This is a genomic window from [Acidovorax] ebreus TPSY, assembly GCF_000022305.1.
Classification (GTDB): Bacteria; Pseudomonadota; Gammaproteobacteria; order Burkholderiales; family Burkholderiaceae_C; genus Diaphorobacter; species Diaphorobacter nitroreducens.
Map to the genome: position 1 here is coordinate 283702 of NC_011992.1, position 26584 is coordinate 310285.

Annotated in this window: 36 protein-coding genes; 30 read left to right on the forward strand and 6 right to left on the reverse strand. The window is 64.2% G+C overall.

What is annotated here, in order from left to right; all coding sequences use genetic code 11:
- The first annotated feature begins 21 nt into the window (after positions 1 to 21).
- The 18 genes from DTPSY_RS01310 (at position 22) to DTPSY_RS01395 (ending at position 12791) form a co-directional block, all read left to right on the forward strand.
- The gene (locus DTPSY_RS01310; protein WP_012655358.1) at positions 22 to 669 is read left to right on the forward strand and encodes an alpha/beta hydrolase; all 648 of its coding nucleotides are present in this window, start codon (positions 22 to 24) and stop codon (positions 667 to 669) included.
- A gap of 78 nt (positions 670 to 747) precedes the next feature.
- Entirely contained in the window at positions 748 to 1911 is a 1164-nt protein-coding gene (locus DTPSY_RS01315) for a D-alanyl-D-alanine carboxypeptidase family protein (RefSeq protein ID WP_012655359.1), read from the forward strand.
- A gap of 150 nt (positions 1912 to 2061) precedes the next feature.
- Positions 2062 to 2439, forward strand: coding sequence for a 30S ribosomal protein S12 (rpsL, locus tag DTPSY_RS01320; RefSeq protein ID WP_003059441.1), 378 nt, complete (start codon positions 2062 to 2064; stop codon positions 2437 to 2439).
- A gap of 170 nt (positions 2440 to 2609) precedes the next feature.
- Positions 2610 to 3083, forward strand: a complete 474-nt coding sequence (rpsG, locus tag DTPSY_RS01325) for a 30S ribosomal protein S7 (RefSeq protein ID WP_011803739.1) — start codon at positions 2610 to 2612, stop codon at positions 3081 to 3083.
- 157 nt (positions 3084 to 3240) lie between these two features.
- Positions 3241 to 5349, forward strand: a complete 2109-nt coding sequence (gene fusA / locus DTPSY_RS01330) for an elongation factor G (protein WP_012655360.1) — start codon at positions 3241 to 3243, stop codon at positions 5347 to 5349.
- A gap of 184 nt (positions 5350 to 5533) precedes the next feature.
- Positions 5534 to 6724 carry an elongation factor Tu gene (gene tuf, locus DTPSY_RS01335; RefSeq protein WP_012655361.1) on the forward strand — a complete coding sequence of 397 codons (1191 nt, stop codon included), beginning with the start codon at positions 5534 to 5536 and terminating at the stop codon, positions 6722 to 6724.
- A gap of 27 nt (positions 6725 to 6751) precedes the next feature.
- On the forward strand, positions 6752 to 7063 hold the full coding sequence (gene rpsJ, locus DTPSY_RS01340) for a 30S ribosomal protein S10 (RefSeq protein ID WP_003059431.1): 312 nt from the start codon (positions 6752 to 6754) through the stop codon (positions 7061 to 7063).
- 251 nt (positions 7064 to 7314) lie between these two features.
- A complete protein-coding gene (rplC, locus tag DTPSY_RS01345; RefSeq protein WP_011803742.1) occupies positions 7315 to 7989 on the forward strand; it encodes a 50S ribosomal protein L3 in 675 nt (224 codons plus the stop codon).
- A complete protein-coding gene (rplD, locus tag DTPSY_RS01350; RefSeq protein WP_011803743.1) occupies positions 7989 to 8609 on the forward strand; it encodes a 50S ribosomal protein L4 in 621 nt (206 codons plus the stop codon). Before rplC ends, rplD begins: the two co-directional genes overlap by 1 nt.
- Positions 8606 to 8920, forward strand: a complete 315-nt coding sequence (gene rplW, locus DTPSY_RS01355) for a 50S ribosomal protein L23 (RefSeq protein WP_011803744.1) — start codon at positions 8606 to 8608, stop codon at positions 8918 to 8920. The genes rplD and rplW overlap by 4 nt, the downstream gene beginning before the upstream one ends.
- Before the next feature lie 3 nt (positions 8921 to 8923).
- On the forward strand, positions 8924 to 9748 hold the full coding sequence (rplB, locus tag DTPSY_RS01360) for a 50S ribosomal protein L2 (RefSeq protein ID WP_012655362.1): 825 nt from the start codon (positions 8924 to 8926) through the stop codon (positions 9746 to 9748).
- Positions 9749 to 9758: 10 nt separating this feature from the next.
- Positions 9759 to 10037 (forward strand): 30S ribosomal protein S19, encoded by a 279-nt coding sequence (rpsS, locus tag DTPSY_RS01365; RefSeq protein ID WP_011803746.1) that lies wholly within the window; start codon positions 9759 to 9761, stop codon positions 10035 to 10037.
- Positions 10038 to 10046: 9 nt separating this feature from the next.
- Positions 10047 to 10379 carry a 50S ribosomal protein L22 gene (rplV, locus tag DTPSY_RS01370; protein WP_011803747.1) on the forward strand — a complete coding sequence of 111 codons (333 nt, stop codon included), beginning with the start codon at positions 10047 to 10049 and terminating at the stop codon, positions 10377 to 10379.
- 16 nt (positions 10380 to 10395) lie between these two features.
- Positions 10396 to 11262 (forward strand): 30S ribosomal protein S3, encoded by an 867-nt coding sequence (gene rpsC / locus DTPSY_RS01375; RefSeq protein WP_012655363.1) that lies wholly within the window; start codon positions 10396 to 10398, stop codon positions 11260 to 11262.
- Positions 11263 to 11264: 2 nt separating this feature from the next.
- Entirely contained in the window at positions 11265 to 11681 is a 417-nt protein-coding gene (rplP, locus tag DTPSY_RS01380) for a 50S ribosomal protein L16 (protein ID WP_011803749.1), read from the forward strand.
- Positions 11682 to 11693: 12 nt separating this feature from the next.
- Positions 11694 to 11891: a 50S ribosomal protein L29 gene (gene rpmC, locus DTPSY_RS01385; protein WP_011803750.1), complete on the forward strand. Its 198-nt coding sequence runs from the start codon at positions 11694 to 11696 to the stop codon at positions 11889 to 11891.
- Between the two features lie 9 nt (positions 11892 to 11900).
- Entirely contained in the window at positions 11901 to 12170 is a 270-nt protein-coding gene (gene rpsQ, locus DTPSY_RS01390) for a 30S ribosomal protein S17 (protein WP_011803751.1), read from the forward strand.
- 114 nt (positions 12171 to 12284) lie between these two features.
- Positions 12285 to 12791, forward strand: a complete 507-nt coding sequence (locus DTPSY_RS01395) for a peroxiredoxin (protein WP_012655364.1) — start codon at positions 12285 to 12287, stop codon at positions 12789 to 12791.
- Positions 12792 to 12934: 143 nt separating this feature from the next.
- Here the strand turns inward: DTPSY_RS01395 and DTPSY_RS01400 are convergent, their stop codons facing one another.
- Together DTPSY_RS01400 and DTPSY_RS01405 are read right to left on the reverse strand one after the other, a co-directional pair.
- The gene (locus DTPSY_RS01400; protein WP_012655365.1) at positions 12935 to 13450 is read right to left on the reverse strand and encodes a GNAT family N-acetyltransferase; all 516 of its coding nucleotides are present in this window, start codon (positions 13448 to 13450) and stop codon (positions 12935 to 12937) included.
- Positions 13451 to 13491: 41 nt separating this feature from the next.
- A complete protein-coding gene (locus tag DTPSY_RS01405; protein ID WP_012655366.1) occupies positions 13492 to 14160 on the reverse strand; it encodes a cytochrome b/b6 domain-containing protein in 669 nt (222 codons plus the stop codon).
- A 180-nt stretch (positions 14161 to 14340) separates the two neighbouring features.
- On the opposite strand from DTPSY_RS01405, the gene DTPSY_RS01410 reads away from it, so the two are divergent.
- Positions 14341 to 14802: a c-type cytochrome gene (locus DTPSY_RS01410; RefSeq protein ID WP_012655367.1), complete on the forward strand. Its 462-nt coding sequence runs from the start codon at positions 14341 to 14343 to the stop codon at positions 14800 to 14802.
- A gap of 95 nt (positions 14803 to 14897) precedes the next feature.
- Here the strand turns inward: DTPSY_RS01410 and DTPSY_RS01415 are convergent, their stop codons facing one another.
- Positions 14898 to 15401: a TlpA disulfide reductase family protein gene (locus DTPSY_RS01415; protein ID WP_011803756.1), complete on the reverse strand. Its 504-nt coding sequence runs from the start codon at positions 15399 to 15401 to the stop codon at positions 14898 to 14900.
- Positions 15402 to 15654: 253 nt separating this feature from the next.
- Between DTPSY_RS01415 and DTPSY_RS01420 the strand changes: the two genes are divergently transcribed.
- From DTPSY_RS01420 to ptsP, 5 genes are read left to right on the forward strand one after another with little or no spacing between them, the layout of a single operon-like run.
- Positions 15655 to 16218 carry a hypothetical protein gene (locus DTPSY_RS01420; RefSeq protein ID WP_012655368.1) on the forward strand — a complete coding sequence of 188 codons (564 nt, stop codon included), beginning with the start codon at positions 15655 to 15657 and terminating at the stop codon, positions 16216 to 16218.
- Entirely contained in the window at positions 16215 to 17453 is a 1239-nt protein-coding gene (locus tag DTPSY_RS01425) for an MFS transporter (RefSeq protein WP_012655369.1), read from the forward strand. The genes DTPSY_RS01420 and DTPSY_RS01425 overlap by 4 nt, the downstream gene beginning before the upstream one ends.
- Complete coding sequence (locus DTPSY_RS01430; protein ID WP_012655370.1) at positions 17450 to 17899, forward strand: PTS sugar transporter subunit IIA; 450 nt, start codon at positions 17450 to 17452, stop codon at positions 17897 to 17899. The genes DTPSY_RS01425 and DTPSY_RS01430 overlap by 4 nt, the downstream gene beginning before the upstream one ends.
- Positions 17868 to 18137, forward strand: coding sequence for an HPr family phosphocarrier protein (locus DTPSY_RS01435; protein ID WP_012655371.1), 270 nt, complete (start codon positions 17868 to 17870; stop codon positions 18135 to 18137). Before DTPSY_RS01430 ends, DTPSY_RS01435 begins: the two co-directional genes overlap by 32 nt.
- 18 nt (positions 18138 to 18155) lie before the next feature.
- Positions 18156 to 19925 (forward strand): phosphoenolpyruvate--protein phosphotransferase, encoded by a 1770-nt coding sequence (gene ptsP / locus DTPSY_RS01440; RefSeq protein ID WP_012655372.1) that lies wholly within the window; start codon positions 18156 to 18158, stop codon positions 19923 to 19925.
- A 71-nt stretch (positions 19926 to 19996) separates the two neighbouring features.
- On the opposite strand, the gene lipA is transcribed toward ptsP, so the two are convergent.
- From lipA to DTPSY_RS01455, 3 genes are read right to left on the reverse strand one after another with little or no spacing between them, the layout of a single operon-like run.
- Entirely contained in the window at positions 19997 to 20977 is a 981-nt protein-coding gene (gene lipA / locus DTPSY_RS01445) for a lipoyl synthase (RefSeq protein WP_011803762.1), read from the reverse strand.
- Between the two features lie 17 nt (positions 20978 to 20994).
- Positions 20995 to 21687, reverse strand: coding sequence for a lipoyl(octanoyl) transferase LipB (lipB, locus tag DTPSY_RS01450; RefSeq protein WP_041838775.1), 693 nt, complete (start codon positions 21685 to 21687; stop codon positions 20995 to 20997).
- A gap of 11 nt (positions 21688 to 21698) precedes the next feature.
- Positions 21699 to 21995 carry a YbeD family protein gene (locus DTPSY_RS01455; RefSeq protein ID WP_012655374.1) on the reverse strand — a complete coding sequence of 99 codons (297 nt, stop codon included), beginning with the start codon at positions 21993 to 21995 and terminating at the stop codon, positions 21699 to 21701.
- Between the two features lie 240 nt (positions 21996 to 22235).
- On the opposite strand from DTPSY_RS01455, the gene DTPSY_RS01460 reads away from it, so the two are divergent.
- Genes DTPSY_RS01460 through atpA form a run of 6 tightly spaced genes read left to right on the forward strand, consistent with a single transcriptional unit; the run spans position 22236 to position 26575 of the window.
- Positions 22236 to 22724, forward strand: a complete 489-nt coding sequence (locus DTPSY_RS01460) for an ATP synthase subunit I (RefSeq protein WP_011803765.1) — start codon at positions 22236 to 22238, stop codon at positions 22722 to 22724.
- Positions 22725 to 22746: 22 nt separating this feature from the next.
- Entirely contained in the window at positions 22747 to 23610 is an 864-nt protein-coding gene (gene atpB, locus DTPSY_RS01465; protein ID WP_012655375.1) for a F0F1 ATP synthase subunit A, read from the forward strand.
- Between the two features lie 51 nt (positions 23611 to 23661).
- Positions 23662 to 23910, forward strand: a complete 249-nt coding sequence (gene atpE, locus DTPSY_RS01470) for a F0F1 ATP synthase subunit C (protein WP_011803767.1) — start codon at positions 23662 to 23664, stop codon at positions 23908 to 23910.
- Between the two features lie 35 nt (positions 23911 to 23945).
- Positions 23946 to 24416 (forward strand): F0F1 ATP synthase subunit B, encoded by a 471-nt coding sequence (locus DTPSY_RS01475; protein WP_012655376.1) that lies wholly within the window; start codon positions 23946 to 23948, stop codon positions 24414 to 24416.
- Positions 24417 to 24427: 11 nt separating this feature from the next.
- On the forward strand, positions 24428 to 24970 hold the full coding sequence (locus DTPSY_RS01480) for a F0F1 ATP synthase subunit delta (RefSeq protein ID WP_011803769.1): 543 nt from the start codon (positions 24428 to 24430) through the stop codon (positions 24968 to 24970).
- A 45-nt stretch (positions 24971 to 25015) separates the two neighbouring features.
- Positions 25016 to 26575 carry a F0F1 ATP synthase subunit alpha gene (gene atpA, locus DTPSY_RS01485; RefSeq protein ID WP_011803770.1) on the forward strand — a complete coding sequence of 520 codons (1560 nt, stop codon included), beginning with the start codon at positions 25016 to 25018 and terminating at the stop codon, positions 26573 to 26575.
- Positions 26576 to 26584: the final 9 nt, after the last annotated feature.

The window sequence follows — 26584 nt, forward strand, 5'->3', positions numbered from 1 at the left end:
AGCTCTTGATTGGATAGCAACGTGAATGCCCAGACCGAACGCCTGACCCTCACGGGCGCCGCGGGTGCCATCGAGGCTGCGCGCGATGCCGCGGCCGACGGCGTACCGCCGCGCGGCGTGGCGGTGATCGCCCATCCCCACCCGCTCTTCGGCGGCACCATGGACAACAAGGTGGTGCAAACCCTGGCGCGCGCCTTTGTGGCCTGCGGCTGGACGGCCGTGCGCTTCAACTTCCGCGGCGTCGGCGGTACCGCAGGCGTGCATGACGAAGGGCGCGGTGAGCTGGAGGATCTGCTGGCCGTCGTCCGCCAGGTGGCGCCCGAGGGGCCTGGCGCCGTGCCGATTGCCCTCGCGGGTTTCTCCTTCGGCGCCTTCGTCACCAGCCACGCGCTGGCGCGCGTGTGGGGTGAGCGTGCGGTGGAGCGTGCCGTGCTCGTGGGCACGGCGGCCAGCCGGTTCAAGGTGGCCGACGTACCCGCCGAGGCCCATCTGCGCACCCTGGTCGTGCACGGCGAAGCCGATGACACCGTGCCCCTGTCCGCTGTGATGGATTGGGCGCGCCCGCAGACACTGCCGGTTACGGTTGTGCCTGGGGGCGGTCATTTCTTTCACGGACAATTGCCGCTGCTCAAGGGCCTGGTCATGCGCCACCTGCAATCCGCGCCCTGACGGCGCGGCACCTTTCTCTTGTGCCGGCCATGCGGTCGGCCCATTTCTTCTCCCGTTTCCCGAGTGCCTGTTCCCACCATGAAGTCTCTTTTGTCCTCCCTGCGAACCTTTGCCTGCGCCGCCCTGATGGCCCCCGCCATCCTCTGGGCGCAGGTGCCCCAACCGCCGGAGATCGCCGCCCGCAATTACATGCTGGTGGACGTGACGGCCGGCCAGGTGCTGGCGACCAAGGACATCGACGCGCCGGTTGAGCAGGCTTCGCTGACCAAGCTCATGACGGGCTATCTGGTCTTTGACGCACTGCGCGCCAAGAAGATCACGCTGGAGCAGCGCCTGCCGGTGAGCGAGCGCGCTTGGAAGATGCCGGGTTCGCGCATGTTCATCGATCCCAAGATGCAGGTTCCGGTGGACGACCTGCTCAAGGGCATGATCGTGCAGTCGGGTAACGACGCCACCGTGGCCCTGGCCGAAGGTGTGGGCGGTACGGTGGAAAACTTCGTGCGCCTGATGAACGAGCAGGCCAAGGCGCTGGGCATGACGAACACCGCCTACAAGAACCCCGAGGGGTTGACGGAGCCCGGCCACACCACCACCGCGCGCGACCTGGCCACGCTGGCCACCCGGCTGATGCAGGACTTCCCCGAGTACATGCACTACTACTCGACCAAGCAGTACCGCTACGAGGGCACACCCGCCTCCAACAGCAACAACCGCAACATGCTGCTGTTCCGCGATCCATCGGTGGACGGCCTGAAGACCGGCCACACCGCCGCCGCGGGCTATTGCCTGGTCGCCACGTCCAAGCGCGAGTTTCCCAATGTGGGGCAGCGCCGCCTGCTGTCTATCGTGCTGGGGGCCGCGAGCGAGAACGCCCGCGCCAACGAGAGCCAGAAGCTGCTGAACTGGGGCTACACGGCGTTCGATTCGGTGAAGCTGTTCGACGCTGGCCAGGCTGCCGCCACGCCCGCCGTGTGGAAGGGCACGCAGAGCACCCTCAAGATCGGCCGCCCTGAAGCCATCGTGATCACCGTGCCTTCGGGCAGCGCGGGCAAGGTCACGACCGAGATCGTGCGCAAGGACCCGCTGGTCGCGCCCTTCACCAAGGGACAGGCCATCGGCACGCTGAAGGTGAAGTTGGGTGAGCAGCAGGTGGCCGAGGTGCCCCTGGTGGCGCTGGAGGATGTGGCACAGGCCGGCATCTTCGGCCGTGCCTGGGACGCCATTCGCCTCTGGATCAAGTAATCGCCACGCTTTGGAGGCGGCTCAGCCGGGGGTTCATCGTCCCCGGATTGCCTGTCCGCTTCCAAACTGGTACATTAGAAGGCTTTTCGGAATTTCCGAAGGGTTTCACGTTTTCGCTTTTTATAGCAATTCACGTTTAGGGACGTATTAATGCCAACCATTAACCAACTCGTGCGTCAGGGCCGCACGGTCGAAGTTGTCAAATCCAAAAGCCCTGCTATGGAAAACTGCCCCCAGCGCCGTGGCGTGTGCACCCGTGTGTACACCACGACGCCGAAGAAGCCTAACTCCGCTCTGCGTAAGGTCGCCAAGGTGCGCCTGACCAACGGTTTCGAGGTGATCTCCTACATCGGCGGTGAAGGCCACAACCTGCAAGAGCACAGCGTGGTGCTGGTGCGCGGCGGTCGTGTGAAGGACTTGCCCGGTGTGCGTTACCACATCGTGCGCGGTTCGCTTGACCTGCAAGGCGTCAAGGATCGCAAGCAGGCCCGCTCCAAGTACGGCGCGAAGAAGCCCAAGGCCAAGTAAGCCCTGGACCTTTCGGTCTGAGATTTTTCGGTGCTGTTCCCGCGTGGCGCGGTGACACAGCGTAGTGACCCTAAACGCAGGTGTTCTGCGCGGGTCGAGTAAGTGGGAGTCCTGAATGGCTCTCGCGGTGCCGGGAACGGTGCCAACTGAAGCAAAGATAGAGGTAAAAAATGCCACGTCGTCGCGAAGTCCCCAAACGTGAAATCCTGCCGGATCCCAAGTTCGGCAATGTCGAGCTGTCCAAATTCATGAACGTGATCATGGAAGGCGGCAAGAAAGCAGTTGCAGAGCGCATCATTTATGGCGCCCTGGATCTGATCTCCCAGAAGCAGCCTGAAAAGGATGCTCTGGAAGTGTTCGTCACGGCCATCAACAACGTGAAGCCGATGGTCGAAGTGAAGTCCCGCCGTGTGGGCGGTGCGAACTACCAGGTGCCCGTGGAAGTGCGTCCCGTGCGCCGTCTGGCCCTGTCGATGCGCTGGATCAAGGAAGCCGCCCGCAAGCGCGGCGAGAAGTCCATGGCCCAACGCCTGGCCAACGAGCTGATGGAAGCCACCGAAGGCCGTGGTGGCGCCATGAAGCGTCGTGACGAAGTGCACCGCATGGCCGAAGCCAACAAGGCCTTCAGCCACTTCCGTTTCTAATCAAACGGAAGTCATCAAGGGTTCACCTCGGTACACGATAAAGGCCGCTGACGTGCTGAAGCACGCGGCGGCCTGTGTTGATTGAGGCCCTGTCATCAAAGGTCGCGCGTTATCGATGCGCGATCGGATCCCCAAAGCGATCAACCAAGGATTCATCATGGCTCGCAAAACCCCCATCGAGCGTTATCGCAATATCGGTATTTCCGCCCACATCGACGCGGGCAAGACCACCACGACCGAACGTATCCTGTTCTATACCGGTGTGACCCACAAGCTGGGCGAGGTGCACGATGGCGCCGCCACGACCGACTGGATGGAGCAGGAGCAAGAGCGCGGTATCACGATCACCTCGGCGGCCGTGACCTGCTTCTGGAAGGGCATGGACATGTCCTACCCCGAGCATCGCTTCAACATCATCGACACCCCCGGCCACGTGGACTTCACCATTGAGGTGGAGCGTTCCATGCGCGTGCTCGATGGTGCCTGCATGGTGTACTGCGCTGTGGGTGGCGTGCAGCCCCAGTCGGAAACCGTTTGGCGTCAGGCCAACAAATACAAGGTGCCCCGCCTGGCCTTCGTGAACAAGATGGACCGTACCGGCGCCAACTTCTTCAAGGTGGTGGACCAGATCAAGACCCGCCTGAAGGGCAACCCCGTGCCCGTGGTGGTGCCGATCGGTGCCGAAGACAACTTCAAGGGTGTGGTCGATCTGCTGAAGATGAAGGCCATCATCTGGGACGAGGCTTCCCAGGGTATGAAGTTCGAATACGCCGACATTCCCGCGGAAGTCAAGGAGACGGCCGAGAAGTGGCGCGAGAACATGGTGGAAGCTGCGGCGGAAGCCAGTGAAGAGCTGATGAACAAGTACCTGGACGAAGGTACATTGTCGGAAGAGGACATCAAGGCCGGTCTGCGTGCCCGTACCCTGGCCGTGGAAATCCAGCCTATGCTGTGCGGCACGGCGTTCAAGAACAAGGGCGTGCAGCGCATGCTGGACGCTGTGATCGACTACCTGCCCTCGCCCGTGGACATTCCTGACGTCGAAGGCACCGACCCCGACGACGAAGAGAAGAAACTGGCCCGCAAGGCCGACGACGGCGAGAAGTTCTCCGCGCTGGCGTTCAAGCTGATGACCGACCCGTTCGTGGGTCAGCTGACCTTCGTGCGTGTGTACTCGGGCGTCCTCTCCAAGGGCGACACCGTGTTCAACTCGGTCAAGGGCAAGAAGGAACGTATCGGCCGTATCGTGCAGATGATGGCCAACGAGCGTATCGAAGTGGACGAAATCCGCGCTGGCGACATCGCTGCCTGCGTGGGCCTGAAGGACGTGACCACGGGTGAGACGCTGTCCGACGTGGACAACCCCATCATCCTGGAGCGCATGGTGTTCCCCGAGCCCGTGATCGCACAGGCCGTGGAGCCCAAGTCCAAGGCCGACCAGGAAAAGATGGGCATCGCCCTGTCGCGCCTGGCCTCCGAAGACCCGTCGTTCCGCGTGCGCACCGACGAAGAATCGGGCCAGACCATCATCGCCGGCATGGGCGAGCTGCACCTGGAAATCATCGTGGACCGCATGAAGCGCGAGTTCAATGTGGAAGCCAACGTGGGCAAGCCCCAGGTGGCCTACCGCGAAACCGTGCGCAAGACCGTCACCGATGTGGATGGCAAGTTCGTGCGCCAATCCGGTGGTAAGGGTCAGTACGGCCACGTGGTGTTCACGCTGGAGCCGCAAGAAGCCGGCAAGGGCTTCGAGTTCGTCGACGAAATCAAGGGCGGTGTGGTTCCTCGCGAATACATCCCTGCGGTGGAGAAGGGCGTGATCGAAGCGCTGACCTCCGGCGTGCTGGCGGGTTACCCCGTGGTGGACGTCAAGGTGCGCCTGACCTTCGGTTCGTACCACGACGTGGACTCGTCCGAGCAGGCGTTCAAGATGGCCGCCATCTTCGGCTTCAAGGAAGCGGCTCGCAAGGCCAACCCCGTCATCCTCGAGCCCATGATGGCCGTGGAAGTCGAGACGCCCGAGGATTACGCCGGTACCGTGATGGGTGACCTGTCCAGCCGTCGTGGCATGGTGCAGGGCATGGACGACATGGTCGGCGGCGGCAAGGCCATCAAGGCCGAAGTCCCGCTGTCCGAGATGTTCGGCTACGCCACGCAGCTGCGCTCCATGACGCAAGGTCGCGCGACGTACACGATGGAGTTCAAGCACTACGCCGAAGCACCGCGCAACGTGTCCGAAGCCATCGTTGCGGCTCGCGCCAAGTAAGCCGGGCATATAAGCAAAAAGAGCTGCTAACGCTTGTCCATCAAGCGCAAGCAGCTCCTGTTTTTCTAGCAAGTTTCTTGCAATCTGCGATCCGGTGCCGTCCTGTTGCACTGTGCGGGCCGAACCAGCAACCGGATGCAGACGTTAAACCCTCACACAGGCATTGCTCTTTTGGAGTTCGAAAATGGCAAAAGGTAAGTTTGAACGTACCAAGCCCCACGTGAACGTGGGCACGATCGGTCACGTGGACCATGGCAAGACGACGCTGACGGCGGCCATCGCCACGGTGCTGTCCAAGAAGTTCGGCGGCGAAGCCAAGGGCTACGACCAGATCGACAACGCCCCTGAAGAAAAGGCGCGCGGCATCACGATCAACACCTCGCACGTGGAATACGAAACGGCCACCCGCCACTACGCCCACGTCGACTGCCCCGGCCACGCCGACTACGTCAAGAACATGATCACCGGCGCCGCTCAGATGGACGGCGCCATCCTGGTGTGCTCGGCCGCTGACGGCCCGATGCCCCAGACGCGCGAGCACATCCTGCTGGCCCGTCAGGTGGGCGTGCCCTACATCATCGTGTTCCTGAACAAGTGCGACATGGTCGACGACGAGGAACTGCTCGAGCTGGTCGAGATGGAAGTGCGTGAACTGCTGGACAAGTACGACTTCCCCGGCGACGACACCCCCATCATCCGCGGCTCCGCCAAGCTGGCCCTGGAAGGTGACCAGTCCGACAAGGGCGAACCCGCCATCATGCGCCTGGCCGAAGCCCTGGACACCTACATCCCCACGCCTGAGCGCGCCGTGGACGGCGCCTTCCTGATGCCTGTGGAAGACGTGTTCTCCATCTCCGGCCGCGGCACCGTGGTGACCGGCCGCGTCGAGCGCGGCATCATCAAGGTCGGCGAAGAAATCGAAATCGTCGGTATCCGCGACACGCAAAAGACCACCGTCACCGGCGTGGAAATGTTCCGCAAGCTGCTGGACCAGGGCCAGGCTGGCGACAACGTGGGCCTGCTGCTGCGCGGCACCAAGCGCGAAGACGTCGAGCGCGGCCAAGTGCTGTGCAAGCCCGGCTCCATCAAGCCCCACACCCACTTCACGGCTGAGGTGTACGTGCTGAGCAAGGACGAAGGCGGTCGTCACACGCCCTTCTTCAACAACTACCGTCCCCAGTTCTACTTCCGCACCACCGACGTGACCGGCTCCATCGAGCTGCCGGCCGACAAGGAAATGGTGATGCCCGGCGACAACGTGTCGATCACTGTGAAGCTGATCAACCCCATCGCCATGGAAGAAGGCCTGCGCTTCGCTATCCGCGAAGGCGGCCGTACCGTGGGCGCCGGCGTCGTTGCCAAGATCATTGCGTAATCCAGCAAAGCACTGAAGGAATACACAATGTCCAAGCAAAAGATCCGCATCCGCCTGAAGGCATTCGACTACAAGCTGATCGATCAGTCTGCAGCCGAGATCGTTGACACCGCCAAGCGTACCGGCGCCATCGTCAAGGGCCCCGTGCCCCTGCCGACGCGTATGAAGCGCTTCGACATCCTGCGTTCGCCGCACGTCAACAAGACCAGCCGCGACCAGTTCGAAATCCGCACGCACCAGCGCCTTATGGACATCGTCGATCCCACGGACAAGACGGTGGACGCCCTGATGAAGCTGGACTTGCCGGCTGGCGTGGACGTCGAAATCAAGCTCCAGTAATCCCTTCCTGTTGCTTGCTTCGTCCCGGTCCTCGCTGAGGACCGGGCACCCCCCAACGCGGACTTGCTTGTAAAAGCAGTCCGCGTTATACTTTGCGGCTTCGCGTTTTTGCGTCCAATTTTGGATGCGTGATGCGGAGTTTTATCAACCTTCTTTCGCGCACATAGGTGCAAGCCGTCGAGGCCAGCGCCCGTCGTGCAAACGTTCTGGCCAATTGAAGTCGGGGCGGCGGAAGTTTTGGAGAACAACCAATGAGTCTGAGCAACTCCCTCGGGTTGCTGGGCCGCAAGGTGGGCATGATGCGTCTGTTCACCGATGACGGGGACGCAGTGCCCGTCACGGTGGTGGATGTGTCCAACAACCGCGTGACCCAGGTGAAAACCCAAGAGAACGATGGCTACGTGTCCCTGCAGGTCACGTTCGGTTCGCGCAAGGCATCTCGCGTGACCAAGCCTGAAGCTGGCCACCTCGCCAAGGCGGGTGTCGAAGCCGGTGAAATCATCCGTGAATTCCGCGTGACCCCCGAAGTCGCAGGCAAGTACGCCGCTGGCGCTGCTGTGCCCGTGGCTGATGTGTTCGCCGTGGGCCAAAAGGTCGACGTGCAGGGCACCTCGATCGGTAAGGGCTTCGCCGGCACGATCAAGCGCCACAACTTCGGTTCGCAGCGCGCCTCGCACGGTAACAGCCGTTCGCACAACGTTCCTGGCTCCATCGGTATGGCGCAGGATCCGGGTCGCGTGTTCCCTGGCAAGAAGATGACGGGTCACCTCGGTGACGTCACCGTCACGACGCAAAACCTCGACGTGGTTCGCATCGACGAAGCACGCCAACTGCTCTTGATCAAGGGCGCTGTTCCGGGCTCCAAGGGTGGGTTCGTCACGGTGCGTCCGGCTGTCAAGGCGCAAGCTTCCAAAGGAGCGAACTAATGCAGCTCGAACTCCTGAATGAACAGGGCCAGGCAGCGTCCAAGGTGGACGTGCCCGAGACCGTGTTCGACCGTCAGTACAACGAAGACCTGATCCATCAGATCGTCGTCGCTTACCAGGCTAACGCCCGTCAAGGCACGCGCGCCCAGAAGGACCGCGAGCAGGTCAAGCACTCGACCAAGAAGCCTTTCAAGCAAAAGGGTACTGGCAATGCACGTGCCGGTATGACCTCCTCGCCTCTGTGGCGTGGGGGCGGTCGCATCTTCCCGAACCTGCCTGAAGAAAACTTCTCGCAGAAGATCAACAAGAAGATGTACCGCGCTGGCATGGCTTCCATCCTGTCGCAGCTGGCCCGTGAAGGCCGTCTGGCTGTGGTGGACTCCCTGAAGCTTGATACGCCCAAGACCAAGGTCCTGGCCGACAAGTTCAAGGCCATGAACCTGCAATCGGTGATGGTGATCGCCGATGAAGTGGACGAAAACCTGTACCTGGCATCCCGTAATCTGAAGAACGTGTTCGTGACCGAGCCGCGTTATGCAGATCCCGTGTCGCTGGTGCACTACAAGAAAGTGCTCGTCACCAAGGGCGCGATCGACAAACTCAAGGAGATGTTCGCATGAGCACGCTCAAGTTTGACGAAGGTCGTCTGATGCAAGTGTTGGTCGCTCCCATCGTGTCCGAAAAGGCCACCATGGTTGCCGAGAAGTCCAATGCTGTGACGTTCAAGGTGCTGCAGAACGCAACCAAGCCCGAGATCAAGGCCGCCGTGGAACTCATGTTCAAGGTGGAAGTGAAGGGCGTTTCTGTGGTGAACACCAAAGGCAAGACCAAGCGCTTTGGCAAGACCATGGGCCGTCGCGATAACGTGCGCAAGGCCTATGTGCTGCTGAAGGAAGGTCAAGAGCTGAACCTGTCCGGGGAGGCTGCGTAAACCATGGCCGTTATCAAGATCAAACCGACTTCCCCGGGCCAGCGCGGCACGGTGAAGATCTCGCGTGACCACCTGTACAAGGGTGAAGCGTTTGCAGGTCTGCTGGAACCCCAGTTCCAGAAGGCCGGCCGCAACAACAACGGTCACATCACCACCCGTCACAAGGGCGGTGGCCACAAGCACCACTACCGCGTGGTGGACTTCCGTCGCAACAAGGACGCCATCCCCGCCAAGGTGGAGCGCATCGAGTACGACCCGAACCGCACGGCCCACATCGCCCTGGTGTGCTACGCCGACGGCGAGCGCCGCTACATCATTGCTCCGCGCAACCTGGAAGTGGGCGCCACGATCGTCAGCGGCTCCGAGGCGCCGATCCGCGTCGGTAACACGCTGCCGATCCGCAACATTCCCGTGGGCTCGACCATCCACTGCATCGAGCTCAAGCCCGGTGCCGGTGCGCAGATCGCCCGCTCCGCTGGTACGTCGGCCACGCTGCTGGCCCGCGAAGGCGTGTACGCCCAGGTGCGTATGCGTTCCGGCGAAGTGCGCAAGATCCACATCGAGTGCCGCGCCACGATCGGCGAAGTCGCCAACGAAGAGCACAGCCTGCGCCAACTGGGCAAGGCCGGTGTGAAGCGTTGGATGGGTATCCGTCCCACGGTGCGTGGCGTTGCCATGAACCCGATCGACCACCCGCACGGTGGTGGTGAGGGCCGTACCGGCGAGGGCCGTCATGCTGTTGACCCATGGGGCAACCTGACGAAGGGCTACCGCACCCGCAACAACAAGCGCACACAAGTGATGATTGTGTCGCGTCGCAAGAAGTAAGGGGTAGCAAATGACTCGTTCTCTCAAAAAGGGTCCGTTTGTTGACCATCACCTGGTCGCCAAGGTCGAAAAGGCCATTGCTACCAAGGACAAGAAGCCAGTCAAGACCTGGTCGCGTCGCTCCATGGTTCTGCCCGAGTTCATCGGTCTGACCATTGCCGTGCACAACGGCAAGCAGCACGTGCCGGTTTATGTCACCGACCAGATGGTGGGCCACAAGCTGGGCGAATTCGCCCTGACGCGCACCTTCAAGGGTCACCCCGCGGACAAAAAAGTCCAGAAGAAGTAAGGAACGACCATGTCTGAAACACGTGCAGTCCTCCGGGGCGTCCGTCTGTCGGTGGACAAGGGTCGCCTGGTCGCTGACCTGATCCGCGGCAAGAAAGTGGACCAAGCCCTGAACATCCTGGCCTTCACGCAGAAAAAAGCTGCCGTGATCGTCAAGAAGGTGCTGGAGTCCGCCATCGCCAACGCCGAGCACAACGACGGCGCCGACATCGACGACCTGAAGGTCAAGACCATCTTCGTCGAGCAAGGCACCACGCTCAAGCGCTTCACCGCGCGCGCCAAGGGTCGCGGCAACCGCATCAGCAAGCCCACGTGCCACATCTACGTGACCGTGGGTAACTGAGGCCTAAAGGAAGAATATGGGACAGAAAATCCATCCTACCGGCTTCCGCCTTGCTGTAAGCCGCAACTGGGCCAGCCGCTGGTATGCCAGCAACCGTGACTTCGCCGGCATGCTGGCCGAAGACATCAAGGTGCGCGAGTACCTGAAGGCCAAGCTGAAGAACGCCGCCGTGTCGCGCATCCTGATCGAGCGTCCTGCCAAGAACGCCCGTATCACGATCTTCTCGGCACGTCCCGGCGTGGTGATCGGCAAGAAGGGCGAGGACATCGAGAACCTGAAGAAGGAACTCGCAACCCGCCTGGGCGTGCCTGTCGCCGTGAACATCGAAGAAGTGCGCAAGCCCGAAATCGATGCCAAGCTGATCGCCGACTCGATCACCCAGCAGCTGGAAAAGCGCATCATGTTCCGCCGCGCCATGAAGCGCGCCATGCAGAACGCGATGCGCCTGGGCGCCCAGGGCATCAAGATCATGTCCTCGGGCCGTCTGAACGGCATCGAAATCGCCCGTACCGAGTGGTACCGCGAAGGCCGTGTGCCGCTGCACACCCTGCGCGCCGACATCGACTACGGCACCTCCGAAGCCAAGACCACCTATGGTGTGATCGGCGTGAAGGTGTGGGTCTACAAGGGCGACACGCTGGGCCGCAACGACCTGCCCGCCGCCGAGACGCCGCGTCCTGAAGAAGAGCGCCGGCCCCGTGGCCCACGCCGCGATGGCCGCCCAGGCGACCGCGCCGGTGCTGGCCGTGGCGGCCGCCGCCCGATGGGCACCAATGCAGCCCCTGCCGACGGTAGCGACAAGCCTGCCGGCGCTGGTGGCGATTCCGTTAAGCGCGTCAAGAGCGCGCCCGCTGCCGCAGCGGCGGACGGTAAAGGAGAATAAACATGCTGCAACCTGCTCGCCGCAAGTTCCGTAAGGAGCAAAAAGGCCGCAACACCGGCGTTGCCACGCGTGGCAATTCGGTGGCTTTCGGTGACTTCGGTCTGAAGTGCACGGACCGTGGCCGTCTGACGGCCCGCCAGATCGAGGCCGCACGCCGTGCGATCTCCCGCCACGTCAAGCGTGGTGGCCGTATCTGGATCCGCGTGTTCCCCGACAAGCCGATCTCTACCAAGCCCGCTGAAGTGCGTATGGGTAACGGTAAGGGCAACCCCGAGTACTACGTGGCTGAGATTCAGCCCGGCAAGGTGGTGTTCGAGATCGTTGGCGTGCCTGAAGAACTGGCCCGTGAAGCGTTCCGCCTGGCTGCCGCCAAGCTGCCGCTGCGCACCACGTTCGTTGCCCGTCAGATTGGCGCCTAAGGAGAAATCAACATGACGAAATCTGCTGAACTCCGCCAAAAAGACGTGGCCGGCCTGGAAGCCGAAATCAAATCGCTGCAAAAGGCCCATTTCGGCCTGCGCATGCAAAAGGCCACGCAACAGCTGGGCAACACTGCCACGCTGAAGGCCACGCGCCGCGACATCGCCCGCGCCAAGACCATTCTTGCTGAAAAGCAAGCCGCCAAGTAAGGAGCCGACATGACGGAAGCTAAAAAATCCCTCAAGCGCACCTTGGTTGGCAAGGTGGTCAGCGACAAGCGCGCCAAGACCGTGACCGTGCTGGTCGAGCGCCGTGTAAAGCACCCCATCTATGACAAGATCATGATCAAGTCGAGCAAGTACCACGCCCATGATGAGAATGGCGAGTACAAGATGGGCGACACCATCGAGATCACGGAGAGCCGTCCGCTCTCTAAGACCAAGAACTGGGTGGCCACGCGCCTGGTGCAAAAGGCCGGGCTGCTCTAAGCCTTCGCAGACGCCGTCTGCGCGCCTCCGAGAAACGACCCACAATGTGGGTCGTTTTTCTTTTTGGGGCCCGCAGATCCTGCCGGGGCCCTCCAACCCAGCAAGGAGATTCTCATGATCCAAGTCGGCGACACGCTGCCCGCCATCACACTGATGGAGTACTCGGAAGTCGAGGGCAATGGCTGCAGCCTCGGCCCGAACCCGGTGGATGTGCAAAAGGCCGCCGCGGGCAAGACGATTGCGCTGTTCGCGGTGCCGGGCGCCTTCACGCCCACCTGCTCGGCCAAGCACGTGCCCGGCTACGTGGAGCAGGCGGGCGACCTGAAGGCTGCCGGCGTGGATGAGATCTGGTGCCTGTCGGTGAACGATGCCTTCGTGATGGGCGCGTGGGCGCGCGACCAGAAGACCGATGGCAAGGTGCGCATGCTGGCGGACGGCGACGCAGCCTTCGCCAAGGCCACCGGTCTGACGCTGGACTTGAACGGCAAGGGCCTGGGCCTGCGCAGCAACCGCTATTCCATGCTGGTCAAGGACGGCAAGGTGGTTGCCCTGAACGTCGAGGCGCCGGGCAAGTTCGAGGTGAGCGACGCCGCTACGCTGCTCGGCCAGGCCAAGGGCTGACGCCGCTGGCGCTGGTATCGGAGGGCTCCGGTGCTGGCACCACGCCGCAGGCGAAACGCCGCCCCGTCGCGAGATGTGGGCGGCTTTGCTATTATTTGGATAGCTGTTAACGCTTTCTAGATAAGCGCTAGAGGCCTAAAAGGCTAGTAAATTTCCGCTTTCAGGTAGTGCGAACCCGGCAGGGGGTTGTGGTAGTACGGCGGTATTTCCTCGAAGCCCAGTTCGGAATACAGCGCACGCGCCGATTCCATGCCGTCCAGCGTGTCCAGCAACACGCAGGCATAGCCGGCCTGCCGTGCCTGGTCCAGCATGGCCTCGGCCAACTGCCGCCCCAGGCCGAAGCCGCGGAACGCCTTGCGCACGTACAGGCGCTTCATCTCGCAGGCGTTGGGGTAGTCGGCGGTGTCCAGCGGCCGCAGGGCGCAGCACCCGGCAATGCTGCCCTCCACCTCGGCCAGCAGGATATGGCCGCGCGGCGGCGCGTATTCGCCCGGCAGGGTGGCGAGTTCCTGCGCAAAGTTCTGGAACGACAGGTCCACGTCCAGGCTGTCGGCATATTCCTGGAAGATGTCGCGCACCACGTGCATCTCGTGGGGCAGGGCGGGGCTCAGCAGCGTAACGTCAGGGGAATGGTCCACTGTGCAGAAAGAATCCGGCATGAAAAAGGCAGGGGCCAGTGTAGCCGCACCGCTGTGGGCACTCAAAAAGCCCCCAGGCTGGCGACCCACCAGGCCAGCAGCGCGCTCAGAGCCGCCACAAGGGCCGCCCCTGCGCGGCTGAGCGCATCGTCGCGCGACGCGGGTGTGGCCCCGGGCAGTTGACGATCGCCGTGCACCATGGCGCCCACCAGGGCCTGACGGCGCACCAGGGCGTAGAAAACAATCGCCGCCAGGTGCAGCGCGACGAGCCCCAACAGCAGGAATTGGCCCACGTCCTTGTGATACCAAGTGGCCTGCGATACCCACTCGCCAGAAACGAAGCGCGTGAGCGGACCAGCGAAGGCGATCTCGTCGTCGCTCAGCAGGCCGGTGCCTACCTGGGCCAGCAGCACCGCCAGCAGGGCAAAGACCGACAGTGCGCCCAGCGGCGAATGGCCGGGGCTGGTCACCTTGCCTTCCTGGTTGGCGAAGTGGCTGCGCAGGCGCGCGGGTGTGGGTAGGAAGCTCGCAAAACGCGACCAGCGTCCGCCCACCAGGCCCCAGGCCAGGCGAAAGGCCAGCAGCGCCAGCATCACGTAGCCCAGCCGCAGATGCCACTGCATGGCGTTGCCGCCCAGCTTGGCGGTGACGACCAGGGCGACGGTGGTCACGGCGAGCGACCAGTGGAACAGCCGGGTCGGCAAATCCCAGATGCGTACGGTGTGCGGCATGGTGAAGCGGGGGAGCGGAGGACGCGGCTATTGTGCCCAGCGTGCCCCCGGCGGGCTATATCCGACTGCCCTTCGGGCGCTTGCGGCCACGGTGTCACGCGGCCGCGCCATACTGCGCGCCGGCGCAGGGCGTCCAGCCGTCGCCGCAGCCATTCCCTTCCCCACGACAAGGTGCATTCCATGCCAATCAAAGCCCTCGCTCTTGCCGCCACCGCAGCAGCCGCCACGCTGGTGTCGCTGCCCGCCGCTGCCCAGTTCGCCAAGCCAGAAGATGCCATCAAGTACCGCCAGGGTGCGCTGTTCGTGATGGGACAGCATTTCGGCCGCATCGGCGCTATGGCCAATGGCCGCGTGCCGTTCGACGCGAAGGCTGCGCAAGAGAATGCCGATACCGTCGCCGCCCTGGCCGCTTTGCCGTGGGCCGGCTTCGGCCCCGGCACGGACAAGGGCGCGCCCACCAAGGCCAAGCCCGGCGTGTGGACCGAACAGGCCAAGTTCCAGGAGCATGCCGACAAATTCCAGGCCGAGGCCGCCAAGCTGGCCGCCGCCGCCAAGACGGGCAGCCTGGACAACCTGAAGGCCGCGTTCGGCCCGGCGGCCAATTCCTGCAAGGCGTGCCACGACGCCTACCGCGCACGTTGATGCGCTATTGAACTAGTAGCTGCTAGCGCTTGCTGTATAAGCGCGAAAGGCCGATTTCGTTCAGGAAATCGGCCTTTTTTCTGAAGAAAGGTGCCTCAGGCTTCGGCCAGCAGGCGTTCGATGAGCTTGTGCAGCTCCTCGAAATCGGGTGCGCCGATGTAGCTCTTCACGATCTCTCCGCGCTTGTTGACGATGTACGTGGTGGGGGTGAGCTTCACGTCGCCCCAGGCCTTGGCCACGGCGCCGGTGTTGTCGATGGCCACCTTGAACGGCAGCTTGCGCGTCTCGGTGAAGTTGACCACGTAGCTCGGCGGGTCGTAGCTCATGGCCACGGCCAGCGTCTCGAAGCCCTGGCCTTTGTACTTGTCGTAGGTCGCGACGATCTCGGGCATCTCCGCCACGCAAGTGGTGCAGCTGGTGGCCCAGAAGTTCACCAGCGCCACCTTGCCCTTGAGGTCGGCGGTGGTCTGCTGCGAACCGTCGAGCAGAACGAACGTGGACTGCGGTGCCTGGGACGTGCCAGAGCCCAGCACCACCACGGCGCCCACGGCAGCGCCCGCCACCAGGGCGCCCGCCGCCAGCCATTTCTTGATCTGCATAACCAGGTACTCCGTGTGGGCCACCGTTCGGGTGGCCGTTCGTGTGTTTGACGCGATAGGTACGGGATTGTGCCGCGCGGGGCGTTCCAGCACTCGCCACCATGGGATTGCCAGCAAGGCGGTAAGTTCACCGGACGGCCGGCCGCGAGCGCGCGGTTTGCGCCAGCGCAAAGCCCTGGGGTCCATACCGTGCGCCGTCTAGAGGGGCAACCGCCAGCAGCCAGCCAGGGCGGCGCTGGGAATAATCAGGCACATGACCCTTGCTCCTGCCGGCGCGCGCCGTCTCCTGACCCTGGCCTTCGCGGCCAGCATGCTGGCGCTGGCCGCCTGCAGCCCTGCGCTGAATTGGCGCAGCGTCACCTTGCCCGACGCCGGCCTGGCGCTGACGCTGCCCTGCAAGCCCGAGTATGCGAGCCGGCCCGTGGACCTGGGCACGGGCGCCGTGCCGCTCGCCATGGTCGGCTGCGAGGCCGACGGCGCCACCTTCGCCGTATCCCACATGCCGCTGGCCGAAGCGGCGCAGGCCGGGGCGATGCTGGCGCGCTGGCAGGCGGCCGTACAGGCCGGCATGCGCGCTTCGCAGCCGGCTGCGCCCGTCGCCTTCGTGCCCACGCGCGCGCTGGCTGTGCCGCAGTCGGTGCGGCTGCAGGCGCAGGGCCAGGCGCCCGGCGGCTCGGCCGTCACCGTCGATGCCGTGTGGTTCGCGCGCCTGGAGGGCGGCCAGGCACGTCTGTACCACGCGGCGGTCTATGCGCCGCGTCGCACGACGGCCACGGCGGCTGACACCTTCTTCGCCAGCCTGGCGCTGCAGCCATGAGCGTGCTCACGCGGCGCACGGCCGTGGTCGTCTTCCTGGCCTTTGCGTTCACCTACTTCATCTCGGCGCTGTTGCGCGCGATCACCGCCACTCTGGCGCCCACACTGGAGGCCGAGTTCCAGTTGCACGCGCGCGACCTGGGGCTGCTGGCGGGTGGCTACTTCCTGGGTTTCTCGCTCACGCAACTGCCGCTGGGCCGGTGGCTGGATCGTCACGGCCCGCGCGTGGTGCTGCTGGGCTTTCTGGGCGTGGCGGTGGCGGGGTGCCTGGTGTTCTCCTGGGCCACGGGCTTCTCGGGGCTGCTTGCGGGGCGCATGCTGTGCGGCGCGGGCGTCAGCGCCTGCCTGATGGCTCCGCTCACGGGATTCCGGCGCTGGCTGGAGCCTGGTGCGCAGCTGCGCGCCAACTCCTGGATGCTGATGACCGGTTCGCTGGGCATGGTGGCGTCCACTCTGCCGGTGCAGTGGCTGCTGCCACTGGCAGGGTGGCGCCCGTTGTTCTGGGGGCTGGCGGCGCTCATCGTGCTGGCCATGGCGCTGCTGGCGCTGGGCGTGCCGCGCTGGCCGCAGGCGCCGGCAGAGTCGGGAGCAGGCGTAGAAACGGGCTATGCACAGGTGTGGCGCCATCCGTACTTCCTGCGCACGGCGCCGCTGGGCTTCTTCTGCTATGGCGGCATGGTCGCGGTGCAGACGCTGTGGGCCGCGCCCTGGATGCAGCACGTGGCCGGCTATACGCCGTTGCAGGCCGCCACCGGGCTGTTCTGGATCAATGTGAGCATGCTGATCACCTTCTGGACCTGGGGCATGGCCAGCCCGTGGTTGCTGCGCCGCGTGGGCGGGGCCGACCCGGTAATGGCCGCGAGTTTGCCGCTGTCGCTGCTGGTGCTGGCGGGCATTGTGTTGGCGGGCGGACGTGCGGGCGCCGCGGCCTGGGCGCTGTATTGCGTGTCATGCACCAGCGTGGCTCTGTCGCAGCCCGCGGTGGCATTGGCGTTCCCGCAGGCGCTGGCGGGGCGCGCGCTGTCGGCGTACAACCTGGTGATCTTTGCGGGGGTGTTTGCCGTGCAATGGGGTATTGGCCTGGCGGTGGACGCGTTCGTGGCCGCCGGGCTGGACATGGCGCGCGCCTACCGGGCCGCCATGGCGCTGCACCTGGCCTGCACGGCGGGGGCCTATGCATGGTTCATGGCGCGGCGCGGGCACGGTGATAATGCACTGCACTGCAGTACCCCATGAATACGCGCCTTCTCATCATCGCCCACGCCCCTTTGGCCCATGCGCTGCGTGAGTGCGCGCTGCACGTGTTCCCCGACTGCTGGCAGGAGGTGCTGGCGCTGGACGTGCCGCCCCATGAGGCCCCCGAGGCCACGCTGTTGGCCGCCCGCGCGCTGATGGAGCAGCAGGGCGAGGCCTCGGTGCTGGTGCTGAGCGACCTGTTCGGCGCCACGCCCTGCAACGTGGCCCAGCGGCTGGTGGACGGCCTGCAGTCCCGCCTGGTGGCGGGCGTGAACCTGCCCATGCTGCTGCGCGCCGTGAGCTACCGTAGCGAGCCGCTGGATGCGCTGGTGGCACGCGCCCTCGTGGGTGGCACGCAGGGCGTGATGCAGGTGGGCGCGGCCGCGCCGCAGAATCAAAACCGACGTCCGTCTCATGATCAAGAAGAACATCACCATCAGCAATAAGCTGGGCCTGCATGCCCGCGCCTCCGCCAAGCTCACCAAGATGGCGGGCAGTTTTCCCTGCGACGTCTGGATGAGCAAGGGAGAGCGCCGCATCAATGCCAAGAGCATCATGGGGGTGATGATGCTGGCGGCGGGCATGGGGTCCGAGGTCGAGATCGAGACCGATGGCGCGCAGGAGCAGGAAGCCATGGATGCGCTTGTCGCGCTCATCGATGGCAAGTTCGGCGAGGGCGAATAAACCGCAGGCGAGGCACGCATGACCTTCTCCATCCACGGTCTGGCTGTCGCGCGCGGCATCGCCATCGGGCGGGCGGTGCTCGCGGTATCCAGCCGCATGGAGGTGGTGCACTACTTCATCGAGCCCGGCCAGGTCGAGGCAGAGATTCTGCGTGCGCGCCGCGGACGGGACGCGGTGGCCGAGGAGCTGCAGCGCCTGCAGGCCGACATGCCGCACGACGCGCCGCCCGAGCTGGCCGCGCTGCTGGACGTGCACCTGATGCTGCTGCAGGACGAGATGCTGGTCAACGGCGTCAAGCACTGGATCACCGACCGCCTCTACAACGCCGAGTGGGCGCTGACCACGCAGCTGGAGATCATCAGTCGCCAGTTCGACGAAATGGAGGACGACTACCTGCGCGAGCGCAAGGCCGACCTGGAGCAGGTGGTGGAGCGCATCCTGCGCCACATGCGCGGCGTGGCCAGCCCCGTCGCGCCGCCGCCCTCCGCCCCCCGTCGCCAGGCCGAGGCGGGTGCGGAGGCGGAGTTCCTGCTGGGCGGCGCGGCCGATGCGCCGCTGGTGCTGGTGGCGCACGATTTGTCGCCGGCCGACATGCTGCAGTTCAAGCAGAGCGTGTTCGCCGGCTTCGTGACCGACGTGGGGGGCAAGACCAGCCACACGGCCATCGTGGCGCGCAGCATGGACATCCCCGCCGTGGTGGGTGCGCGCAGCGCCAGCCAGTTGGTGCGACAGGACGACTGGGTCATCATCGACGGCGATGCCGGCGTGGTCATCGTCGACCCCACGCCGATCATCCTGGCGGAATACGGCTTTCGCCAGCGCCAGATCACGCTGGAGCGCGAGCGCCTCATGCGGCTGCGCCACACGCCGGCCGTCACGCTGGATGCACAGGCCATTGAGCTGCTGGCCAACATCGAGCAGCCCGGTGATGCGGGTGCCGCGCTGCGCGCGGGCGCGGCGGGCGTGGGGTTGTTTCGCAGCGAATTTTTGTTCATGGGCCGCAGCGGCCGCCTGCCGGACGAGGAGGAGCAGTACCGCGCCTACCGCGAGGCGGTGGAGGGCATGCAGGGCCTGCCCGTGACCATCCGCACCGTCGATGTGGGCGCCGACAAGCCGCTGGACAAGGGGTACAAGGACAGTTCGCTCAACCCGGCGCTGGGCCTGCGCGCCATCCGCTGGAGCCTGGCCGATCCGGCCATGTTCCGCACCCAGCTGCGCGCGGTGCTGCGCGCGGCGGCACACGGCCCGGTGCGGCTGCTGTTCCCCATGCTCGCGCATGTGAGCGAGATCCGGCAGACGCTGGCCCAGGTGGACCTGGCGCGCGCGGAGCTGGACGCACGCAGCGCTGCCTACGGTGCGGTGCAGCTGGGCGCCATGATCGAGGTGCCGGCCGCTGCGCTCATGGTGCGCCAGTTCCTGCGCTACTTCGACTTTCTCTCGATCGGCACCAACGACCTGATCCAGTACGCGCTGGCCATCGACCGCGCGGACGAGGCCGTGGCCCACCTGTACGACCCGTTGCACCCGGCCGTGCTGCGGCTGGTGGCCGACGTGATCGCGGAGGGCGCGCGCCAGGGCAAGAGCGTGAGCGTGTGCGGCGAGATGGCGGGCGATGTCGCCATGACCCGGCTGCTGCTGGGCCTGGGCCTGCGCAGCTTCTCCATGCAGCCGGCGCAGATCCTGGCCGTCAAGCAGGAGGTGCTGCGCGCCGACGCGCGCAAGCTGGGCGAGTGGGCGCAGCAACTGTTGGATGCGGACGATCCGGCTGCGTCGTTGCAGGCGCCTTGATCGCTATTTAAATAATAGCTGCTGGCGCTTGTCAGTATTGACCTAGAGGCCGATTTGACTTGTATTCCGAGTCAAACGCCAGCGGCGTGCGCCTGCTGGTCGGCGTGGTAGCTGGAGCGCACCATGGCACCCACGGCGGCGTGGCTGAAGCCCATCTTGTAGGCTTCTTCCTCGAACATCTTGAAGGTGTCGGGGTGCACGTAGCGGCGCACCGGCAGGTGGCTGTTGCTGGGGGCGAGGTACTGGCCGATGGTCAGCATCTCGATGCCATGGGCGCGCATGTCGCGCATGACTTCCAGGATCTCCTCGTCCGTCTCGCCCAGGCCTACCATCAGGCCGCTCTTGGTGGGCACGCCGGGGTGCAGTTGCTTGAACTTCTTGAGCAGGTTGAGGCTGAACTGGTAGTCGGAGCCGGGGCGTGCTTCCTTGTACAGGCGCGGCACGGTTTCCAGGTTGTGGTTCATCACGTCCGGGGGCGCGGCCTTGAGGATTTCGAGCGCACGGTCGTCGCGGCCGCGGAAGTCCGGCGTGAGGATCTCGATCTGCGTGCTGGGCGAGAGTTCGCGGGTACGCTGGATGCACTCCACGAAGTGGCCCGAGCCGCCGTCGCGCAGATCGTCGCGGTCCACGCTGGTGATGACCACGTACTTCAGGCGCAGCGCGGCAATCGTCTTGGCGAGGTTCAGCGGCTCGTCTTTGTCCAGCGGGTCGGGGCGGCCGTGGCCCACGTCGCAGAACGGGCAGCGGCGCGTGCACTTGTCGCCCATGATCATGAACGTGGCCGTGCCCCTGCCAAAGCATTCGCCGATGTTGGGGCAGCTGGCTTCCTCGCACACCGTGTGCAGCTTGTGCTCGCGCAGGATGTTCTTGATCTCGTAAAAGCGCGTGGTGGGACTGCCTGCCTTCACGCGGATCCACTCGGGCTTCTTGAGCACCTCGCCCTGCTCGACCTTGATCGGGATGCGCGACAGCTTGGCCGCGGCCTTCTGCTTGGCCAGCGGGTTGTAGGCTTCGGTGGACTGCGCTTCGCGCACGACGTCGGGAGTGCTCATGGCTGCTGAGGGAGAGGTCAGGGCGCGAGGCGGCGTGCGAGCTGTTGGCCCAGCATGGCCGCGGCATCGTCCCAGGGGATGTGGACGCCGATTGTAGAAAGGTCCACCGTTTGCAAACCTGCGTAACCGCAAGGGTTGATGCGGGAGAAGGGTTCCAGGTCCATGGCGACGTTCAGCGCCACACCGTGGTAGGTGCAGTGGCGCGCGACCTTGATGCCCAGCGCGGCGATCTTGCCCAAGCCGGTGAAGTCCGGCTGGGGTGGGCCGTCGGCGTGGGCACGTTTTTGCGGGCGCTGCGGCAGCATGCTGTGGCCGTGCGGATCGTCCAGGCGCACGTAGATGCCGGGCGCGCCGGCCACGCGGTGGCCCGTCACGCCGTAGTGGCCCAGCGTGCGGATCACGGCTTCCTCTATGCGGTACACGTATTCCTTGACGTAGTAGCCCGCACGGCGCAGATCGATGAGCGGATAGGCCACGACCTGGCCGGGGCCATGGTGCGTCACCTGCCCGCCGCGGTTGGTGGCAACGACGGGGATGCCGCCGGGCGAGAGGACGTGGTCGCTCTTGCCGGCCAGGCCCTGTGTGTACACCGCGGGGTGCTCACAAATCCACAGCTCGTCGGGCGTCTCGTCAGTGCGCTCCTCCGTGAAGCGCTGCATAGCGGCCACCGTGGCCGGGTAGTCCACCCGGCCCAGCATGCGCAACTCCATGGTGCGGACGTTCAGAGCACGACCTTGACCATCGGGTGCGAGGTCAGGGCCCGGTACAGATCATCGAGCTGCTCCCGGCTGGTGGCAGTCACGGTGATGGTCACGCCCAGGTAGTTGCCCGCGCGGCTGTCGCGCAACTCGATGGTGGAAGCGTCGAAGTCGGGGTCGAAGCGGCGCGCAACCTCGGTGACGGCATGCACGAACCCGTTCACGTTTGCTCCCATGACCTTGATGGGAAAGCGGGACGGATATTCGATCAACGAGTCCTTGCGAGGATCGGCGGAAGAGGGCTGGCTGGGCGTCGTCATTAGGCTCTTTCAAGGCCGGCGGGGCCGAAGGGAAGGGGGTGCCCCAAGCGGGTGGCGATGGTATACCCGCGGTTCGCTGTGGCTTTAGGCGGGCCCCGTGGCCGCGCTGCACCACAATGGGCGTTGGCGCGTTGCCACAATGGTGCGGCTATGTGCAGTGATCCACCCGCGCTCCGTTACCGATTGTGGATCGGCCGGGGTTTTTACTTATAATCAAGGGCTTTGTGAAAGTTTTGGTCTGTGGCGCAGGCGTCTTCCAACGATAAAAAAATCGCCTCCGAGACTGAATCTGAGGTTGAGGATTCCGACTTCAAGCCCCTGACTGCACAAGAGGCGCGGGAGTGGCGGTCACGCCATCCGGCACTGTCGGTCTGGCGCATTGTCTGGGGCCAGGCGGCGGTGGGGGCGGTAGTGGCCCTTCTGGCATGGTGGCTGACGGGCAGGCTGCCGGTGGCATGGTCCGCCGGGTACGGGGCTCTGTCCGTCGTGGTGCCGGCGGCGCTGTTTGCCCGTGGCATGGCGCGCAGGCGCTCCACGGCTGGTGCGGCGATGGTCGGGCTTCTGGGTTGGGAGTTGGTCAAGATTGCATTGACCGTCGCCATGTTGGCGGCGGCGCCCCGGGTAGTGCCGGGGCTCAGCTGGCTGGCGTTGCTGGTCGGCATGGTGGTAACGATGAAAACGTACTGGATCGCGCTGCTGGCGCGGCCTGGTGTCCGACGAACCGATTGATATTTGAGAGAAGAGTTGTCCGATGGCCGCAGATGCGCACGCCCCGACTGCAAGTGAATACATCGTTCACCACCTGCAGCATCTCCAGAACATCAAGCAGAAGTCCATCATCGACTTCTCGGTTGTCAACCTCGATTCCGTTGCCGTCAGCGTGATCTTGGGTGTTTTGGGTCTGTTCGTCATGTGGCTCGCTGCCCGCACGGCCACTTCCGGTGTGCCAGGCCGCTTCCAGGCGGCTGTCGAGATGCTGGTCGAGATGGTGGACAACCAGGCCAAGGCCAACATCCACAACGCGCAAAGCCGTAAGTTCATTGCACCTCTGGCGCTCACCGTGTTCGTCTGGATTTTCCTGATGAACGCTATGGACCTGCTGCCGGTGGACCTGCTGCCCGTGCTCTGGCAGGGCGCCACAGGTGACTCGCATGCCTACCTGCGCGTCGTGCCCACCGCCGACCTGTCCACCACCTTGGGTCTGTCCAGCGCTGTGCTGATCCTGTGCTTCGTGTACAGCATCAAGATCAAGGGAATGGGCGGCTGGGCGCATGAACTGGTGACCGCGCCCTTCGGTACCAGCAAGAACCCCGTTTTCGCCCTGATCCTGGGCGTGGTCAATCTGCTCATGCAGATCATTGAATACGTTGCCAAGACCGTGTCGCATGGCATGCGACTGTTCGGCAACATGTACGCTGGTGAGTTGGTGTTCATGCTGATTGCCCTGATGGGTGGCGCAGCGGCTATGTCGCTCTCTGGTGTGTTGCTCCCCGTGGGGCACATCATTGCGGGCTCTATCTGGGCGATCTTCCACATCCTGATCATCACCCTGCAGGCCTTCATTTTCATGATGCTGACGCTGATTTATCTCGGCCAGGCGCATGAAGCTCACTGATCCTTTCGTTTCCTTTCTCAACCTTCCTTTCTTTTCATCCTAGGAGTCATCATGGAAAACATTCTCGGTCTCGTCGCTCTGGCTTGTGGTCTGATCGTGGGCCTCGGCGCTATCGGCGCTTCGATCGGTATTGCCCTGATGGGTGGCAAGTTCCTGGAATCCTCCGCACGCCAGCCTGAGCTGATCAACGAACTGCAAACCAAGATGTTCATCTTGGCAGGTCTGATCGACGCCGCCTTCCTGATCGGCGTGGCCATCGCTCTGCTGTTCGCTTTCGCCAACCCCTTCGTTCTGGCCTAAGCCTCCGTCAACGCCCTAGAAAGAAAGGTGTTGCCGTGAGTATCAACGCGACCCTGTTCGTTCAGGCCATTGTTTTCCTGATCCTGGTGCTGTTCACGATGAAGTTCGTGTGGCCCCCGATCGCGAAGGCGCTGGATGAGCGAGCCCAGAAAATCGCCGATGGTCTCGCAGCTGCCGATCGTGCCAAGACCGAGCTTGCTGCTGCCGACCAGCGTGTGAAGCAGGAACTGGCTGCCGCCAGCAACGAAACCGCGACACGCTTGGCCGACGCTGAGCGCCGCGCACAGGCCATCATCGAAGAGGCCAAGGCGCGCGCCAACGACGAAGGCAACAAGATCGTCGCTGCTGCCCGTGCCGAGGCCGAGCAGCAAGCGATCCAGGCACGTGAAGCCCTGCGCGAGCAGGTGGCGGCCCTGGCCGTCAAGGGGGCTGAGCAGATTCTCCGCAAGGAAGTCAATGCCGGCGTTCATGCCGATCTGCTGAACCGTCTGAAGACCGAGCTGTAAGGGAGCATTCAATGGCTGAACTCGCCACCATTGCCCGCCCTTACGCCGAGGCGCTGTACAAGGCCTGCACCGACCAAGCGGGTGTGGACCTGAATGGCGCCACAGCCTGGGTGGACGAGCTGGCGGCGATTGCCGCCAATCCCCAATTGCGCCAACTGGCGGACAACCCCAAGGTGACGGGCGAGCAGGTGTTCGACGTCATCGTGGGCGTGGCCCGCTCGGCGTTGCCTGACCTGGCCAAGAACTTCCTGCGTACCGTGATCGACAACGGGCGCGTGCAGGCGCTGCCTGAAATCGCGGCCCAGTTCCGTACGCTGGTCAATCGCAGCCACGGCACTTCGGATGCCGTGGTGTACAGCGCCTTCCCGCTGGATGCGGGCGCTCTGACCGATGTGGGTGCCACGCTTGAAAAGCGCTTCGGTCGCAAGCTCAATCTCTCCGTGCAGTTGGATGAGACCCTGATCGGCGGCGTGCGCGTGGTGGTGGGCGACGAGGTGCTCGACACTTCCGTCAAAGCCCGTCTGGAACAAATGAAAGCTGCCCTCACCGCCTGATGGGCATGAGGTCTCGGCTATACCCCAAGAAAGAAGGAAAGAGTCATGCAACTCAATCCCGCAGAAATTTCTGAACTGATCAAGAGCCGCATCGAAGGTCTGGCAGCCAGCAGCGACATCCGCAACCAGGGCACCGTGGTGTCCGTGACCGACGGTATCGTGCGCGTCCACGGCCTGTCGGACGTGATGCAGGGCGAAATGCTCGAATTCCCTGCCGCGGCAGACGGTCAGCCCTCCTTCGGCCTGGCCCTGAACCTCGAGCGCGACTCCGTCGGCGCCGTGATTCTGGGCGAGTACGAACACATTTCTGAAGGCGACACCGTGAAGTGCACGGGCCGCATTCTGGAAGTGCCGGTGGGCCCGGAACTGATCGGCCGCGTGGTGAACGCTCTCGGCCAGCCGATCGACGGCAAGGGTCCGATCAACGCCAAGATGACGGACGTGATCGAGAAGGTCGCTCCCGGCGTGATCGCGCGCCAGTCCGTGGACCAGCCGCTGCAAACCGGCCTGAAGTCCATCGACTCCATGGTGCCAATCGGCCGTGGCCAGCGTGAGCTGATCATCGGCGACCGCCAGACTGGCAAGACGGCAGTGGCCATCGACGCCATCATCAACCAGAAGGGCCAGGGCGTGACGTGTATCTACGTCGCCATCGGCCAGAAGGCATCGTCGATCAAGAACGTGGTGCGCGCCCTGGAACAAGCCGGCGCAATGGAATACACCATCGTCGTGGCGGCTTCGGCTTCCGAGTCCGCCGCCATGCAGTACGTGTCGGCCTACTCCGGCTGCACGATGGGCGAGTACTTCCGCGACCGTGGCGAAGACGCGCTGATCGTGTACGACGACCTGTCCAAGCAAGCTGTGGCCTACCGCCAGGTTTCGCTGCTGTTGCGCCGCCCGCCAGGCCGCGAAGCCTTCCCCGGCGACGTGTTCTATCTCCACAGCCGCCTGCTGGAGCGTGCAGCCCGTGTGAATGCCGACTATGTGGAAGCCTTCACCAAGGGCGAGGTCAAGGGCAAGACGGGTTCGCTGACCGCACTGCCCGTGATCGAAACGCAGGCCGGCGACGTGTCTGCCTTCGTTCCAACCAACGTGATCTCGATCACCGACGGCCAGATCTTCCTGGAAACCAGCCTGTTCAACGCTGGTATCCGCCCCGCCATCAACGCCGGTATCTCGGTGTCGCGCGTGGGTGGTGCCGCCCAGACCAAGCTGATCAAGGGCCTGTCCGGCGGTATCCGTACCGACCTGGCCCAGTACCGTGAACTCGCGGCGTTCGCGCAGTTCGCCTCCGACCTGGACGAAGCCACGCGCAAGCAGCTGGATCGCGGCGCTCGCGTGACGGAACTGCTCAAGCAGCCCCAGTACAGCCCGCTGAGCACGGCCCTGATGGGCGCGACGCTCTTCACGGTGAACAAGGGCTTCCTGGACGACGTGGACGTGAAGAAGGTGCTGGCCTTCGAAGCCGGCCTGCACCAGTACCTGAAGACGAGCCACGGTGCGCTGCTGGACCGCCTGCAGCAGAACCGCGCGTTCGACAAGGAAGGCAAGGACGAGGCCGAACTGACGCAAGCCATCACGGCGTTCAAGAAGTCGTTCGTTTAAATCGGACGA